Origin of the sequence: Microbacterium marinum (genome assembly GCF_014204835.1) — a bacterium.
Classification (GTDB): Bacteria; Actinomycetota; Actinomycetes; order Actinomycetales; family Microbacteriaceae; genus Microbacterium; species Microbacterium marinum.
The window spans coordinates 1,518,256-1,533,472 of sequence record NZ_JACHMD010000001.1 but is presented as its reverse complement, the minus strand read 5'-3'; the positions used below and the strand labels follow the sequence as shown (position 1 = coordinate 1,533,472).

The 15,217-nt window shown below is 70.8% G+C and carries 13 protein-coding genes; 5 read left to right on the top strand and 8 right to left on the bottom strand.

The annotated features are described in order from the left end of the window. Window positions 1–143: 143 nt before the first annotated feature. The 3 genes from mfd to BKA24_RS07320 form a co-directional block, all read right to left on the bottom strand. On the bottom strand, window positions 144–3,731 hold the full coding sequence (mfd, locus tag BKA24_RS07330; protein WP_184216586.1) for a transcription-repair coupling factor: 3,588 nt from the start codon (window positions 3,729–3,731) through the stop codon (window positions 144–146). Window positions 3,732–3,773: 42 nt separating this feature from the next. Further along, window positions 3,774–4,358: an aminoacyl-tRNA hydrolase gene (gene pth, locus BKA24_RS07325; RefSeq protein ID WP_184216584.1), complete on the bottom strand. Its 585-nt coding sequence runs from the start codon at window positions 4,356–4,358 to the stop codon at window positions 3,774–3,776. 67 nt (window positions 4,359–4,425) lie between these two features. Next, window positions 4,426–5,061 carry a 50S ribosomal protein L25/general stress protein Ctc gene (locus tag BKA24_RS07320; RefSeq protein WP_184216582.1) on the bottom strand — a complete coding sequence of 212 codons (636 nt, stop codon included), beginning with the start codon at window positions 5,059–5,061 and terminating at the stop codon, window positions 4,426–4,428. 226 nt (window positions 5,062–5,287) lie between these two features. On the opposite strand from BKA24_RS07320, the gene BKA24_RS15760 reads away from it, so the two are divergent. The 3 genes from BKA24_RS15760 to BKA24_RS07310 all read left to right on the top strand — a co-directional run bounded on the left by BKA24_RS15760 (window position 5,288) and on the right by BKA24_RS07310 (window position 7,608). Further along, window positions 5,288–5,410 (top strand): hypothetical protein, encoded by a 123-nt coding sequence (locus BKA24_RS15760; protein ID WP_281385740.1) that lies wholly within the window; start codon window positions 5,288–5,290, stop codon window positions 5,408–5,410. A 129-nt stretch (window positions 5,411–5,539) separates the two neighbouring features. Next, window positions 5,540–7,135, top strand: a complete 1,596-nt coding sequence (gene gndA / locus BKA24_RS07315) for an NADP-dependent phosphogluconate dehydrogenase (protein ID WP_184216580.1) — start codon at window positions 5,540–5,542, stop codon at window positions 7,133–7,135. Window positions 7,136–7,179: 44 nt separating this feature from the next. Next, window positions 7,180–7,608 (top strand): VanZ family protein, encoded by a 429-nt coding sequence (locus BKA24_RS07310; RefSeq protein WP_343066007.1) that lies wholly within the window; start codon window positions 7,180–7,182, stop codon window positions 7,606–7,608. Window positions 7,609–7,653: 45 nt separating this feature from the next. Here BKA24_RS07310 and BKA24_RS07305 read toward each other — a convergent pair whose 3' ends face one another. Beyond that, complete coding sequence (locus tag BKA24_RS07305) at window positions 7,654–8,373, bottom strand: ABC transporter ATP-binding protein (protein ID WP_184216577.1); 720 nt, start codon at window positions 8,371–8,373, stop codon at window positions 7,654–7,656. A gap of 65 nt (window positions 8,374–8,438) precedes the next feature. Further along, window positions 8,439–9,926 (bottom strand): ABC transporter permease, encoded by a 1,488-nt coding sequence (locus tag BKA24_RS07300; RefSeq protein ID WP_184216575.1) that lies wholly within the window; start codon window positions 9,924–9,926, stop codon window positions 8,439–8,441. A 181-nt stretch (window positions 9,927–10,107) separates the two neighbouring features. Between BKA24_RS07300 and BKA24_RS07295 the strand changes: the two genes are divergently transcribed. Both BKA24_RS07295 and BKA24_RS07290 read left to right on the top strand, forming a co-directional pair. Then, window positions 10,108–10,830: a response regulator transcription factor gene (locus tag BKA24_RS07295; RefSeq protein WP_184216572.1), complete on the top strand. Its 723-nt coding sequence runs from the start codon at window positions 10,108–10,110 to the stop codon at window positions 10,828–10,830. Then, entirely contained in the window at window positions 10,827–12,299 is a 1,473-nt protein-coding gene (locus BKA24_RS07290) for an ATP-binding protein (protein WP_184216570.1), read from the top strand. The genes BKA24_RS07295 and BKA24_RS07290 overlap by 4 nt, the downstream gene beginning before the upstream one ends. A 39-nt stretch (window positions 12,300–12,338) precedes the next feature. Here the strand turns inward: BKA24_RS07290 and BKA24_RS07285 are convergent, their stop codons facing one another. From BKA24_RS07285 to BKA24_RS07275, 3 genes are read right to left on the bottom strand one after another with little or no spacing between them, the layout of a single operon-like run. Further along, entirely contained in the window at window positions 12,339–13,892 is a 1,554-nt protein-coding gene (locus BKA24_RS07285) for a ferredoxin reductase domain-containing protein (protein WP_184216568.1), read from the bottom strand. After that, window positions 13,889–14,746: an FAD:protein FMN transferase gene (locus tag BKA24_RS07280; protein ID WP_184216565.1), complete on the bottom strand. Its 858-nt coding sequence runs from the start codon at window positions 14,744–14,746 to the stop codon at window positions 13,889–13,891. Before BKA24_RS07280 ends, BKA24_RS07285 begins: the two co-directional genes overlap by 4 nt. Then, window positions 14,743–15,177, bottom strand: a complete 435-nt coding sequence (locus tag BKA24_RS07275) for an FMN-binding protein (protein WP_184216563.1) — start codon at window positions 15,175–15,177, stop codon at window positions 14,743–14,745. Before BKA24_RS07275 ends, BKA24_RS07280 begins: the two co-directional genes overlap by 4 nt. Window positions 15,178–15,217: the final 40 nt, after the last annotated feature.

The window sequence follows — 15,217 nt, the reverse complement described above, 5'->3', positions numbered from 1 at the left end:
CCCCTACTTCCTGACGGCGGGGTTCGGTCTGCGGGTCGCGCTCGCCGAGCGCCGGGGCGCCGGCATCCGGGCTGCGGGATGGATCGCGGTCGCAGCCGTCGTGCTGCTGGCATCCGGCACACTCACGCTCTGACCGCGGCGGGCTACGCGTCGCTGTCGGCGGCGGGCAGCGGGAAGATCTGATCGAGCAGCTGTGCGGTCCACGCGATGAGGTCGGCATCTGCGAGCGGCTCGCCGGCCGCCGTCGGGAGCGGCACGACCATCGCGTCTCCCCCGGCGACGACCTTCGCCTTGGGGTGCAGGCGCTGCAGGCGCACGCGGATCGAGTCGGGCAGCTGCGCCGGCGCGATGCGCAGGTTCGGCCCCATCGCGACGACGTCGGACAGGCCGGATGCCGCGGCGCGACGCCGCAGCCGCGCGATCGCGATCAGTCCCTCGACCTCGGCCGGCGGCGCACCGTAACGATCGGTCAGCTCCTCGAGCACCAGGTCGATCGCGTCGGGCGCGGCTGTGACCGCAGCCGCAGCGGACAGCTTCTGGTACGCCTCGAGGCGCAGCCGCTCGCTGTCGATGTACGACTCCGGGATGCGCGCCTGCACGGGCAGCTCGAGCCGCAGCTCGGTCGGCCCTTCGGTCTCGTCGCCGCGGAACGTCGCGACGGCCTCGCCGATCATCCGGAGGTACAGGTCGAACCCGACACCGGCGATGTGTCCGGCTTGTTCGGCACCCAGCAGGTTGCCGGCGCCGCGGATCTCGAGGTCCTTCAGCGCGACCTGCATGCCCGACCCGAGATCGTTGTTCACCGCGATCGTCTCGAGACGGTCGGCGGCGGTCTCGCTCAGCGGCTTGTGCTCGTCGTACAGGAAGTAGGCGTACGCGCGCTCCCGACCACGACCGACACGGCCGCGCAACTGGTGCAGCTGCGACAAGCCGTACTTGTCGGCGCGGTCGATGATCATCGTGTTGGCGTTCGCGATGTCGAGACCGGTCTCGATGATCGTCGTCGACACGAGCACGTCAGCGCGACGCTCCCAGAAGTCGTCCACGACCTGCTCGAGTGCGTGCTCGCCCATCTGTCCGTGCGCGACGGCGATACGCGCCTCGGGCACGAGTTCGGCCAGCTGCGCGGCGACGCGCTGGATCGACGACACCCGGTTGTGGACGAAGAACACCTGCCCCTCGCGGAGGAGCTCGCGCCGGATTGCGGCGGCGATCTGCTTGTCGCTGCGCGCACCGACGTAGGTGAGGATCGGATGCCGGTCCTCGGGCGGCGTCGCGAGCGTCGACATCTCGCGGATGCCCGTCACCGCCATCTCGAGCGTCCGCGGGATCGGGGTCGCGCTCATCGCGAGGATGTCGACGTTCGTCTTCAGCTTCTTGAGCGCGTCCTTGTGCTCAACGCCGAACCGCTGCTCCTCGTCGATGATCATCAGCCCGAGATCCTTGAACGCGACCTTCTCGGTGAGGATGCGGTGCGTGCCGATCACCATGTCGACCGTGCCGTCGGTGATGCCCGCGAGGGTCTCGCGCGCTTCCTTGTCGGTCTGGAAGCGCGACAGCGGCCGCACCTTGACCGGGAACCCGGCGAAGCGCTCGGTGAACGTCTCGAGGTGCTGCTTGACGAGCAGCGTCGTCGGGACGAGCATCGCGACCTGCTTGCCCTCCTGGATCGCCTTGAACGCGGCACGGACGGCGACCTCGGTCTTGCCAAAGCCGACGTCGCCGGAGAGCAGGCGGTCCATCGGGATCGGCTTCTCCATGTCGGCCTTGATCTCGTCGATCGTCTGCAGCTGATCGGGCGTCTCGGCGAACGGGAACGCCTCTTCGAGCTCGCGCTGCCACGGCGTGTCTGGACCGAACGCGTATCCCTTCGACGACATGCGCGCCGAGTACAGCTTCACGAGCTCGACCGCGATGTCGCGGACCGCCCTGCGCGCCTTGCCCTTCGCGGCGGCCCAATCCGAGCCACCCATCTTCGACAGCTGCGGGGCCTCGCCGCCGACGTACCGCGACAGCAGGTCGAGCTGGTCGGTCGGGACGAAGAGCTTGTCGCCGGGGTGCCCGCGCTTGGACGGCGCGTACTCGAGCACGAGGTACTCTCGCGTGCTCTTCACGGCGTTGCGACCGCCCGACGAGACCTCGCGCTGGACGAGCTCGACGAACTTGCCGATGCCGTGCGTGGAATGCACGACGTAATCGCCGGCCTTCAGCTGCAGCGGGTCGACGACGTTCTTGCGGCGCGACGCGAGCTTCTTGACGACGCGATTGTCGCCGCCGATCGTGCGGCCGTAGAAGTCGCTCTCGGTGAAGACGGCGAGCTTCGCGCCCCCGAACTGGAAGCCCGCCTCGAGCGTGGCGACGGTCGAGACGGCGACCCCCGGCTCGGGCACGTCGTCGATCGCGTCGACGGCGCGCGCCGCGAGACCGCGCTCCGCGAGCACGTCGCGGGAGCGTTCGACGAGTCCGGTTCCGGATGCCGCGACCACCACGCGCCACCCGTCACCGAGCAGACGGGCGATGTGCTCCGTCGCGCCGTCGACGTTGCCCTGGAACGAGGGCACCGCCGTCGCGGGCACGCGGACGGCACCATCAGCGGACTCCACAAGACCCTCGGCCTCGGCGTCAGCAGCTCCGGAGTCGAACGTGCTGAACGTCCACCAGGTGCCGCCGCGGGCGGATGCCGCCTCGCGCAGATCGGGGAGCGAGAGGAAGTCGCCCGCGCCCAGGTCGACCGGGCTGTCGCCGCCCGCGGTCGCGGCGCTCCAGGCCGCCTCGAGGAACTCGCGGTTCGTCTCGCTCAGCGTCATCGCGCGGGTGACGGCACGCTCCGGGTCGACGACGGCCACCGCGGCGCTCTCGGGCAGGTAGTCCACGAGCGGGAGCACCGCGTCGGCGACGGCCGGCAGCAGCGACTCCATCCCCTCGACGGGAATGCCCTCGCTCATCTTCTCGAGCATGGTGCCGAGGCCCGGCATCCGGTCGCGAAGGGATGCCGCGCGCTCGCGGACGCTCTCGGTCAGGAGGAGCTCGCGGCTGGGCAGGAGGGTGACGCTCCGCACCTCACCGGGCAGCGACCGCTGGTCTGCGACGGAGAACGCCCGGATCTGGTCGACCTCGTCGCCGAAGAAATCCACGCGGAACGGGTGATCGGCGACCGGCGGGAACACGTCGAGGATCCCGCCGCGCACCGCGAACTCGCCGCGGCGGGAGACCATGTCGACGCGGTGGTAGGCGAGCTCGACGAGCCGCCGCACGACATCGCCCTGCTCATGGCCGCGCGAGCCGACGTCGAGCTGGACGACACCGGCATCCGTCAGCCCTGCCGCGATCGGCTGCAGCGCCCCGCGCACGGACGCGGTCACGATGAGCGGCGAGGAGCCGTCCCAGTTGGCGGCGTCGCGAAGCACACTGAGGCGGCGCCCGACGGTCTCGGCGCTGGGGCTCAGCCGCTCGTGCGGGAGCGTCTCCCACGCGGGCAGATGGCGGACGGTCGCTTCCGGCAGAAGACACTGGAGAGCGGCACCGATGCTCTCCGCCCGGCGACCGGTCGGAGCCACGAGAAGCAGAGCGGCGGGGCGTCCGGCCGCCGCGCGGCGCTGGAGGAGGCCGGCCAGCAGGGGCGCATCGACGCCGGTCACCGCCGAGAAATCGGCATCCGCGGAACCCGCAGCGAGGGCCTCCCGGAAACTGTCAGCCTGCTCGAGGGCGCGCACGATCCCGGGAATTGTCACCGGAGAAGTCTACGCGCGGTCCCGGACACGCGGCGCGACGGCTCAGGCGCGCGGCGCGTGGTGCCGCTGCTGCGCCGCGAGCAGGCCCTCGTCCACGAGGAGCTCGACGGCGTCCGCGGCATCCGAGATCGCGATCGGGAGCGCCTGACGCTCGGACGCGCCGAACGGGTCGAGCACCCAGTCCGCGGGGTCCTGACGCCCGGGCGGACGTCCGATGCCGACGCGCACCCGCGGGAACTCCGGCGTCCCCAGCGCCTTGGCGACGTCGCGGACGCCGTTGTGGCCGCCGTGACCGCCCCCGGTCTTCAGCTTGAGGGTGTCGAACGGGATGTCGAGCTCGTCGTGGATGACGATGACGCGCTCCGCCGGGATGCCGTAGAACTTCGCAAGGGATGCCACGGGCCCGCCCGACACATTCATGAAGGAGTTCGGCTTCGCGAGCACGAGCTTCGCCGCGCCGGGTCGCAACCAGGTCTCCGCAACACGGGCGTTCGCCTTGTGGGCGCGAAGCGTCTCGGATCGCCGCGCCGCGAGCTCGTCGATCACCATCTGACCGACGTTGTGGCGAGTCGCCTCGTAGCGCGGCCCGGGATTGCCGAGGCCCACGATGAGCCAGCTGTCTGACATGACCGTCCTTTCGACGACGAAGCCCGTCGCTGCGAGTGCGGCGACGGGCTTCGTTCGGAAGAGCTGATTACTCTGCGGCGTCCTCGGCGGGAGCGTCCTCGGCAGCTGCGTCAGCGGCCTCGTCGCCCTCGGTCGCCTCAGCCTCGTCCTCGACGGGGGCGGCGGGCACGGACACGGCGACGATGAGCGTCTCCGGGTCGGCCAGCAGCGTCGCGCCGCGGGGCAGGGTGATGTCGGCGGCGGTGATCTGCGCGCCCTCTTCGAGGCCCTCGACCGAGACCTCGACGTTGCCGGGGATGTGGGTGGCCTCGACCTCGAGCGAAACGGAGGTCGCGTCCTGCACGGCGATGGTGCCGGCGAAGGACTCACCGGTGACGACGACGGGGACGTCGACCTGGATCTTCTCGCCCTTCTTCACGACGAGAAGGTCGATGTGCTCGATGATCTGGTGCACGGGGTCCTTCTGGACGTCCTTGACCAGGGTGAGCTGCTGCTCGCCGTTGATCTCGAGCTCGAGGACCGCGTTGGCGCGGCGGACGAGCAGGAAGACCTGGTGTCCGGGAAGGGCCACGTGGACGGGGGCGGTGCCGTGACCGTAGATGACGGCGGGGATCTTGCCGGCGGCGCGGAGGCGGCGGGCGAAGCCCTTACCGAACTGCTCGCGCAGCTCGGCGACGACCTTGGTGTCGGTCTCAGTCGACATGAATGTTCTCCTTGCGGGCCATCGCGGCCCAAGTGTCTTCCGCGCCCGGGGGCACGTCAGGGATGGTCTGTGTTTCGACTCGAACGCGTGCGCGTGAGGAAAGCCGCGAAGCCTGCATCACCGCGTCGATCACGGACGCACGTGAGCGCGTCCCTCGCCGAAGTTCGCACTGAGTCTACCAGGCCCGGATAGGCTGGAACACTGACCCCTGAGCGACGGAGGAACGATGGATTACGGATGGATGTCCCACGCACTGCTGTGGTTCGTCGGTGGACTGACCGCGCTGACGGCGGTGCTGACCGCGGGCGCGTTCTTCTCCATGGGCCGCTCGAACCAGTACAACGACTGACGCGTCCGTCCGCTGCGGGACACCGGCCGTAACGCCGCGCCGGGCGGCCCGCGCGAGCCGATAAAGTTGGCCTCGGGCCCGGGCATCGCCCGACCACGGCCCCCTCTTTCCGAAGACCTGGAGTTTCGCATGTCGTCGACCCCTTCGCCCACCGGACCTTCGACCGATCAGGATCAGGCTCCGGACGAAGCCACCCAGAAGCACGAGGGGGCGCCGCAGCCCGAGGAGGTCGACCGTCCCACGACGCCGCACGCGAGCAGCGACGGCGCCGGCGACGGTGAGGGCCCTGCGAACATCGGCGTCGTCGGCCTTGCGGTGATGGGCTCGAACCTCGCCCGCAACCTCGCCTCCCGCGAGGGGAACACGGTCGCCGTGTTCAACCGGTCGCGCTCGAAGACCGACGAACTGGTCGAGGCGCACCCCGAGGCGGAGTTCGTCCCCGCCTTCACGTACGAGGAGTTCGCCGCGTCGCTGCAGAAGCCGCGCACCGCGATCATCATGGTCAAGGCCGGGCGGCCCACGGATGCCGTCATCGACGAGCTGATGCGCGTGTTCGAGCCCGGCGACATCATCATCGACGGCGGCAACAGCCTGTTCACCGACACCATCCGCCGCGAGAAGGCTGTTTCCGAGGCCGGTTACAACTTCGTCGGCATGGGCGTCTCGGGCGGCGAGGAGGGCGCGCTCAACGGCCCGTCCCTCATGCCCGGCGGTCCCGACGAGGCGTGGGTCACCCTCGGCCCGATCCTGAAGTCGATCGCCGCGGTCGCCGAGGGCGAGCCGTGCGTCACGCACGTCGGCCACGACGGTGCCGGACACTTCGTGAAGATGGTCCACAACGGCATCGAGTACGCCGACATGCAGCTCATCGCCGAGGCGTACGACCTCATCCGCCGCGGCACGGGCAAGACCCCCGCCGAGATCGCCGACATCTTCGCCGAGTGGAACCGCGGCGAGCTCGAGAGCTACCTCATCGAGATCACCGCCGAAGTGCTCCGCCAGACGGATGCCGCCACCGGCAAGCCCCTCGTGGACGTCATCGTCGACCAGGCCGGCGCCAAGGGCACCGGCGCCTGGACGGTGCAGACCGCCCTCGATCTGGGCGTGCCGGTCTCCGGCATCGCCGAGGCCACCTTCGCCCGGTCGCTGTCCTCGCACCGCGAGCAGCGTGACGTGTCGGGATCCCTGCCCGGCCCGTCCTCCGAGGACTTCTCCGTCGAGGATGCCGATGCGTTCGTCGAGCAGGTCCGCCTCGCCCTCTACGCGTCGAAGATCGTCGCGTACAGCCAGGGCTTCGACGAGATCCGCGCCGGCGCCGCCCAGTACGGCTGGGAGATCGACCTCGGTGCGGTCAGCAAGATCTGGCGCGGCGGCTGCATCATCCGCGCCCAGTTCCTGAACCGCATCGCCGACGCCTACGACGCCGAAGCCGACCTCCCGGTCCTGCTCACCGCGCCGTACTTCGTCGAGGCGCTCGGCCGCACCCAGGACGCGTGGCGCGAGATCGTCCGCATCTCGGCGGCATCCGGCATCCCCGCCCCCGCTTTCAGCTCTTCGCTCGCCTACTACGACGGCCTCCGCGCGGACCGGCTGCCCGCCGCCCTCATCCAGGGACAGCGCGACTTCTTCGGCGCCCACACCTACAAGCGCATCGACAAGGACGGCACCTTCCACACCCTGTGGTCGGGAGACCGCAGCGAGATCGAAGCGGAAGACACCCACTGAGCGGGGACGACACCGCCCTCCGGGTCCACCGCGCCGCGGCGCGGGTGGTCCTGGCGATCCTGACCGCGCTGTACGCGTGGGCTGTGGGGTGGATGACGCTGCGCGCCGCTCCCTACGGCGCCGACATCGCGTCGGGTCTGGAACGTCTGCTCGACTGGTTCTCGGAGCGGTCGGCGACCGCATGGATCACGTTCGAGCGCGTCGAGTTCGGGGCGAATGTCGCCATGTTCGTGCCCCTCGGGGTGATCGCGGTGCTGTGGTTCGGCGTCCGCGGCTGGTGGGCGGCGCCCATCATCGGCGCGGTCGCGAGCATCGGCATCGAGGTGCTGCAGGCGGTGTTCATCGATACACGCGTCTCGGACGTGCGCGACGTCATCGCGAACACGCTGGGCTCCGTGATCGGCATGTGCCTCATGCTTCTGCTCGCCTTCCTGCTCTCCCCGCCCTCGCCGCGCCGCCCGCGCACGGCGTGACGGCGGGATCGGCGCCCGCTGACCTCGGACGCCGACCCCGGCTCATCAGCGGGTGGAGACGGTGACCGTCCCCTTCGCGAGCCGCAGCCGCCTGCCCGCTCGCGCGGCCACGGCGGAGTCGTGCGTCACGACGATGAGCGTCAGCCCCTCGGCGTGCAGATCCTCGAGAACCCGCAGGATCTCGTCGCGCATCGACTCGTCGAGGTTGCCGGTCGGCTCGTCCGCCAGCAGCACACGCGGCCGCTTCGCGATGGCGCGGGCGATGGCGACGCGCTGCTGCTGACCGCCGGACAGCTCCCCGGGGCGGTGGTCGGCGCGCTCGGCCAGCCCCACCCGCTCCAGTGCGTCCGCCGCCCGGGCGGCGCGCTCGGCACGTGGGAGCCCCAGGGGCTCCAGCCCCATCTCCACGTTCTCGGCGGCGGTGAGCGTCGGAATGAGGTTGAACCCCTGGAAGACGAAGCCGATGTCGCGGGCGCGCACCCGGCCGAGCGCTGCGGGCGAGGCCGCCGCGAGGTCGGTCTCGCCCAGGACGACGCTGCCCGTCGTCGGCTGATCGAGCGCCCCCAGCAGCTGGAGCAGCGTGGACTTGCCGCCGCCTGTCGGTCCCTGGATGGTGACGAACTCACCTTGCGCGATCTCGAGGTCGACGCCGTCGAGCGCGCGCACGCGGCGACCGCCGCGCGTGTAGTCCTTCGTGATGCCGGTCAGGCGGTAGGCGACGGAGGTGGTCGTCGCGGCCTGCTCGGTCGTGAGCGTGTCGCTCATGGGTGCTCCTTCGGATGAGACGTCGGGTTGACGATCGGTGTACGGGGTGGGGTCGGATGCCGCGCTCATGCCAGTGCCCGCAGCGCTTCGGCCGGACGGAGCCACGAGGCGCGCCACCCGCCGACGACGCCGGCGACCAGTCCGCCCACGAGGGCGAGGCCGAGGGCCAGCAGGACGATGGTCGGAGCCAGCGGCGCGCTGAGGGTGATCTCGCTCACGGTGGCCGCTGCGGCATCCGCTCCCCCGGGCCCCATGCCACCCATGCGGTCCATCCCACCCGGTCCGCCACCCGACGCGCCCGTCGACTCGGCCGCGAGGCTGACCGTCGGCGAGATCAGGTTGATCGAGACGACCGCGACCAGTCCGATGACGATGCCCACGACGCCGCCGATGGCCGCCTGCACGACCGACTCGCCCGCGATCTGCCCGACCACGCGCCGGTCCGACCATCCGATGGCCTTCAGGGTTCCGATCTCCCTCGTGCGGCGGGAGACTCCCGAGATCGTGAAGAGCACGGCGAGGACGACCGCGACAGCGAGGAGGATCACCGAGAGCCAGGTGCCGAGCCCCGCGATGAGGGCGCCCGCGCTGGAGAGCGACGACGACACCGACGAGGCGAGGTCGGACTGCGAGCTCACCGTCGAATCGGGCACGGCATCCTCAAGCTCGGTCTGCAGCGCGGAGATGGTGGCGGCCGAGGTGGCCTGCACGTAGACGGTGGACACGACGTCGCCGGCACCCGAGATCTCCTGTGCGGTCTCGAGCGGCAGGTACACGTTCGCGGCGGTGTCGGCATCTGCGGAGGTGGAGGCGACGATGCCGACGACCTCGATGTCCGTCCCGCCGACGTCGATGGTGTCGCCGACGGCGATCTCCTCGGATGCCGCGTAGGTCGCATCGACCACGGCGACCTCGGCGCCCGCGTCGGCGGCGGCGAGGGCGCGACCGTCCGTCACCTCGACAGCGGAGAGCGGGCCGACGCCTGCGACGTCGGTGGAGATCCCGAGGACGGTGAACGAGTCGACGTCGAACGATCCGCCCCCGAACCCGCCGCCGCCGGGTGCCGGTCGGTCGCCCGCGGCGGCGTCGTCCGAGGCTCCGGTGTCGGTGGCGTCGTCCTGGGTGGGTGCCTGCGGGAGTTCGCCGTCGAACGTCGTGTTGGTGAGGCTCAGGGCTCCCACGGCGGCGGCGACGTCGTCGAGCGCCGCCACCGACGACACGGTCGAGCCCTCGAGGGTTCCCCGGCGGAAGTCGGTCATGAGTCGCGACTGACTCAGGTTCGTCGCACCGTCCTCATCCGTCTCCGCACCGTCTTCGTCGAACTGGAAGCTCGGGCCTCCGCCCTGCCCCGGCTCGGCCTCGGCGCCGGTCACGGTGAGGTCGGTCCCGACGCCGTACACGGAGGCGAGGGCTGCCTCCTGCGCATCGCGCACGCCTGCGGACAGCGCGTTGACGACGATCACCAGCGCGATGGCGAGCGCGAGGCCTGCCGCCACGATCATCGTCTGCTTCTTGCGCCCGGACAGCTCGCGGCGCGGATAGGTCAGGTACATCGGATCTCCTTCTCGGCGCCCACTGCGCCACGGGACACGACGCTAGGAACGCTCTCGATGGCCCTCCCCTGGCGAACTGAGGGGAACGCTATGAGGACCGCCGCATCCACCGTGCGTTGCTCATAGCAAACGCAGAGGTGGTGCCATAGCTTCTCCATAGGGAAGGCAGAACAATGGGGTCATGACCACCCCCGCGCCCGCCCTGCAACGACCCGACGGGACGCCGCTGCGCGTCCTCGTCGTCGACGACGAGCAGATGCTCACCGACCTCCTGTCGATGGCTCTGCGGATGGAGGGCTGGGACGTGCGGACGGCGTCGTCCGGCTTCGACGCCCTGGCCGCCGCGCGGGAATTCACCCCCGACGCGATGGTGCTCGACATCATGATGCCCGACCTCGACGGCATGGCCGTGCTGCAGCGGCTGCGTCAGAGCGGCGACGACGTGCCGGTGCTGTTCCTCACCGCGAAGGACGCCGTCGCCGACCGTGTCGCGGGCCTCACCGCCGGGGGCGACGACTACGTCACGAAGCCGTTCAGCCTCGAGGAGGTCGTCGCACGTCTTCGAGGACTCATGCGGCGGGCGGGCGCGTCCGCCGGCACGGCGGACCCCATCCTGCGCGTCGGCGACCTGACCCTGAACGAGGACTCGCACGAGGTCATCCGCGGCGGCGAGATCGAGCTGACGGCGACGGAGTTCGAGCTCCTCCGCTACCTCATGCGCAACCAGCGTCGGGTGCTCTCGAAGGCCCAGATCCTCGACCGCGTCTGGAACTACGACTTCGGCGGCCGCTCCAGCGTCGTGGAGCTCTACATCTCCTATCTGCGCAAGAAGATCGACGCCGGGAAGGAGCCGCTCATCCACACCGTCCGCGGCGTGGGCTACATGATCAAAGCGCCGCAGTGACTGCCTCCCCCACGCGTCGCCGGCATCGCTGGAGCCTCCAGGCGCGCTTGATCACGGCCGTGGTCTCGTTCGTCTCGGTGATCCTCATCTCCGTGGGACTCGCGACCGGCGCCCTCCTCGGCGGCATCGTCAGCGACAACCTCGACTCGCAGGTGAGCCGTGCGGCCGACCGCGTGGAGTTCTCCCCCAACTCGACGGCCCAGCAGATCCTGTCCCAGGGGCCGAACGAGCCGGGAACGCTGCTGATCGTCGGGAACCTCGTCGGCACCTCGGGCGCCTACATCACCGAGGACGGGACGGTGACCTCTTTCGGTGTCGACACCGACCTCCTGCGCTCGCTCAGCACGAAGGGGTGGGTGACGCAGACCGTCGAGGGCGTCGGCGAATATCGCCTCCGGTTCGCCAACGACCCCAGCGGCCTGTTCATGATCGTCGGGATGTCGACCTCCGAGGTGAGCTCCATCACGGCACGAGTGGTGACCACCGTCGCCCTCCTCACCGCGGGCGGTCTCCTCGTCCTCGCCGCCGTCATCGCCCTCATCATCCGCAGCGGTCTCGCGCCGCTGCGCTCCGTCGCCGACACCGCGACCCGCGTGGCATCCACCCCCATGTCCGAGGGCGCCGTCACGATCTCCGAACGCGTGCCCGACGAGGACACCGACGACCACACCGAGATCGGACGTGTGGGCCTCGCCCTCAACACCCTCCTCGACCACGTCGACTCCTCGCTCTCGGCACGCCAGCGTAACGAGGAGCGGATGCGCGCGTTCGTCGCCGACGCGAGCCACGAGCTGCGCACGCCCCTGGCATCCATCCGCGGATACAGCGAACTGTCGCTGCGCGGCATCCGGCAACAGGATGCCGCGGGCGCGCCCTCCCCCGTCATCGCCGAGACCACCCGGGAGTCACTCGAGCGCATCCAGGCGCAGTCGCTGCGGATGTCGGCGCTCGTTGAGGACCTGCTGCTGCTCGCGCGGCTCGACGAGGGCAAGGAACTCGTCTACGGCGCCGTCGACCTCACCCGACTGGCCATCGAGGCCGCCTCCGACGCCCGGGCGGCAGGCCCAGAGCACGCCTGGGTCATCGACGTGCCCGACGAGCCCGTCATCGTCGCGGGCGACACGTCGCGCCTGCACCAGGTGGCGGCGAACCTCCTCGCCAATGCTCGCGTGCACACGCCCGCCGGCACGACCGTCACCACCCGGGTGTCCGTCGAGGACGGCACCGCCGTGCTCCGCGTCCACGACGACGGACCTGGCATCGACGCCGCCGTGGCGGACGACCTGTTCGAGCGGTTCTCCCGCGCGGACACGTCGCGCGCGCGGCAGACCGGCGGGACGGGTCTCGGTCTCTCCATCGCCAAGGCGATCGTCGACGGCCACGGCGGCACCATCACCGTCGACTCGGTGGCAGGATCCACGACCTTCTCGGTCCGCCTCCCGGCCCGCCCCGACTCCCCCGCGGAGTGAACCCGGTCCCCGGCCCCCAAGGCCGCGGGGCGCAGCGGGTCAGTAGCCGCTGAACGCGTCGGTCGTGATCCCGCGTGCGCGGTCGAGAGCGGGTGCCAGCGCCGCGATCAGCGCGGGAGGGCCCGAGACGTACGCATGACGCTCGGCGATGTCGGGGACGAGAGCGAGCAGCCCGTCGGCATCCAGACGCGCGCCGCCGGCCCACCGCCACCCCGCAGGCAGCGACGCGGGCTCTTCACGCGTGATGACGATCACGGGGATGCCGGCGGCTTCCAGGTCGTCGCGGAACGCGAGCTCCTCCGCCCCGGATGCCACGTAGACGAAGACGACGTCGCGTCCCTCCTCCGCCAGGCGGAGGTGGCGAAGCTGTGACACGAACGGCGTGACACCGATGCCGGCCGCCACCATGAGGATCGGCGTCGTGGTCTTGCGCGGCAGCACGAAGTCACCCCAGATGCCGGTGATCGCGAGGGCATCGCCCGGCTCCACCTGCGCGAGCGCCTTCTTGTAGCTCGACTGCGAGCCTTCGCGCATCGCGATCCGGACGATCGGGAGCTCCGCGGGCGAGGAGAGGATGCTGAACTCGCGCCGGGTGCCCCGCGAGTCGGGGTGCGGGTGCGGCACCTCCAGCTCGAGGTACTGCCCGGGAGCGAACCGCACCGGGCGCTCGGCGCGGAAGCTGAGCTCACGAACGGTGGGCGTCACGGCCGTGCGCTCGACGATCGTCAGCCGGACGGCGGTGCGCATGGCGAAGAGGAAGGCGACCAGATTGCCGATGAGGAGCGCGCGCTCTTGACCGAGCGTGACCTCGCCGAGCGGGATCGGCCATCCCGCGAGGATGCCGACGACCACCGCGACGATCGCCTGCTGCCAGCGACGCGGCGGAAGGGTGAGCGGCTCCGAGAGCATGAACGCTCCGAGGAACAGGAACGGCGTCTGGAGCAGGAGCTGAGAGAACGTCAGACCGACGTCGAGCGGCAGTCCCAGCGACTGGGTCTGCACGACGGTGCGGAGGAAGCCGACGACGATAGCCACGACCAGGAAGATCGCCACCACCCGGACCTTTTCAGTGCGGAGCAGGACGACGAGGCCGAGGACGGCCACGGGGCCCGCGAGCAGCGGCGATCCGACCCACCACCACGACGACCCGAGGTCCGGCACGGCGATGCTCACCAGGGTGAGCACGGTGGCGCCCACCGCGGCGGGATTGAAGATGTGGCGCCCCTGCCACGCGAGCACGTACTTCGACGCCGAGGCCACCGCTCCGCCGATCGCGATCCCGACGAGCCCCCATGGCTCGAGCGTCGGACGCAGCACGAAGAGGAGGATGAACGCCGTGATGAGCGCCGACTCGATGCGCCACGCCCGTCCGAGCAGTCGCTGCGCGACGGCATCCACCAGCACGATGGACACCGCCAGCACTGCGAGCGAGACGACCAGCTCCACGGGCCCGGCCGCGAGCTGCCCCGTGAAGGAGAGCCCGAACGCGATGACGGCGAGGGCCGCGAGGGCGAACAGGACGAGACGGTACATGGAGACCCGGCCCAGCAGGCCGAAGACGCGGTTCCACACCGCGGTGAGGGTGGAGATCACAGGAACAGCTCCGCTTCGCTTCTCGGGGACCACTCGACGGAGCCGTCGGTGCGCATCCGCACCCATTCTGCGCCCCAGTCAGCCGCCAGGGCCGGACCGCCGTCGAAGAACAGCGCGGTGGCGACGGCGTCGGCTGTCATCGCGTCGGCGGCGACCGCCCACGTCGCCGCATACCGCCGCACCGGTGCGCCGGTGCGGGCGTCGAGCACGTGGTGGAGGCCGGCGCCCCAGGCACGTCGATTGACTGCGGACGCGCACAGCGCGGCATCCGTCACCGACCACACCCCGATGGCTCGGGTGGTGTCGTAGGGGTGCTCGAGCGCGACCCGCTGCGTGAGACCGGAGACGGCGAGGTCGCCGCCGGCGTCAATGACGATGCCCCCGCTCACCCGCGTGAGGAGTGCGCCGTGCACCAGATCGACGAGGCGCCCCTTGCCGAGCGCGCCGACGTCGAGCATCGCCGGCGGGGTGATGCGGAGGCTGCCGGCCTCGTGCCGGACGATCCCCCGCCAGTCTGTGGGAGCCGGGGCCGCGCCAGAGTCGACGAGGGAGATCGTGGCGTCATAGCCGCGCCGGGCGAGAGCGTCACCGACGAGCGGGTTCACCGCGCCGCCGGTGGCCGCATCGAGCTCCGCGTATGCGTCGAGCATCATGGCGGTGTCGGCAGGTGCCGGCGTCGTCTCGCCGCGGGCGAGCGCGGTCACGGCTGAATCCGACCGGAACCGCGACCACTCCCGGTCGAACGTCTCGATGATCCCGGTCACGGCCGCCCGGGTTTCGACGTCGAGCGGGGCATCGGTGTCGATCCTCCACCGGGTCCCGATGGCGTCGAACCGCCAGCGGGCGCCGCTCATCCCGCGGCTTCGGTGCGGATCTCCTGAACGGCGGCGTTGAAGCCGCCGCTGGTGAGAGAGGAGCCGGCGACACGGTCGACCTCGATGTCGTCGAGGCTCTTGCCGACGACCTCGTCCGCGATGCCGCCGATGAACAGCCCCTGATACTGCTCGCTCTCCCGCGCCTGCGGGTCTCCGGTGACCTCGACCTCGGTCACGACGCCGTCCGCGAGGGTCAGGGTGACGCTGACCGTCTCCACCGACTCGGGGGTCTGGTACGAGCCGTCGGCGGTGTAGGTGCCGTCGGCGTAGTCGGCTCCGGGGGCGACGGTCTCGGCGGCCGCGTCCGGGCTCTCCGTCTCGGCGCCGCACCCGGCGAGGAGGACGAGACCGGCGACGGATGCCGCGGCGGCACCGACGCGGACGGGACGGGAGAGGGCGGGGCGGCTCATCGAAGGCTCCTCGGGGGTGGGGGCGAACGCACTCACGCTA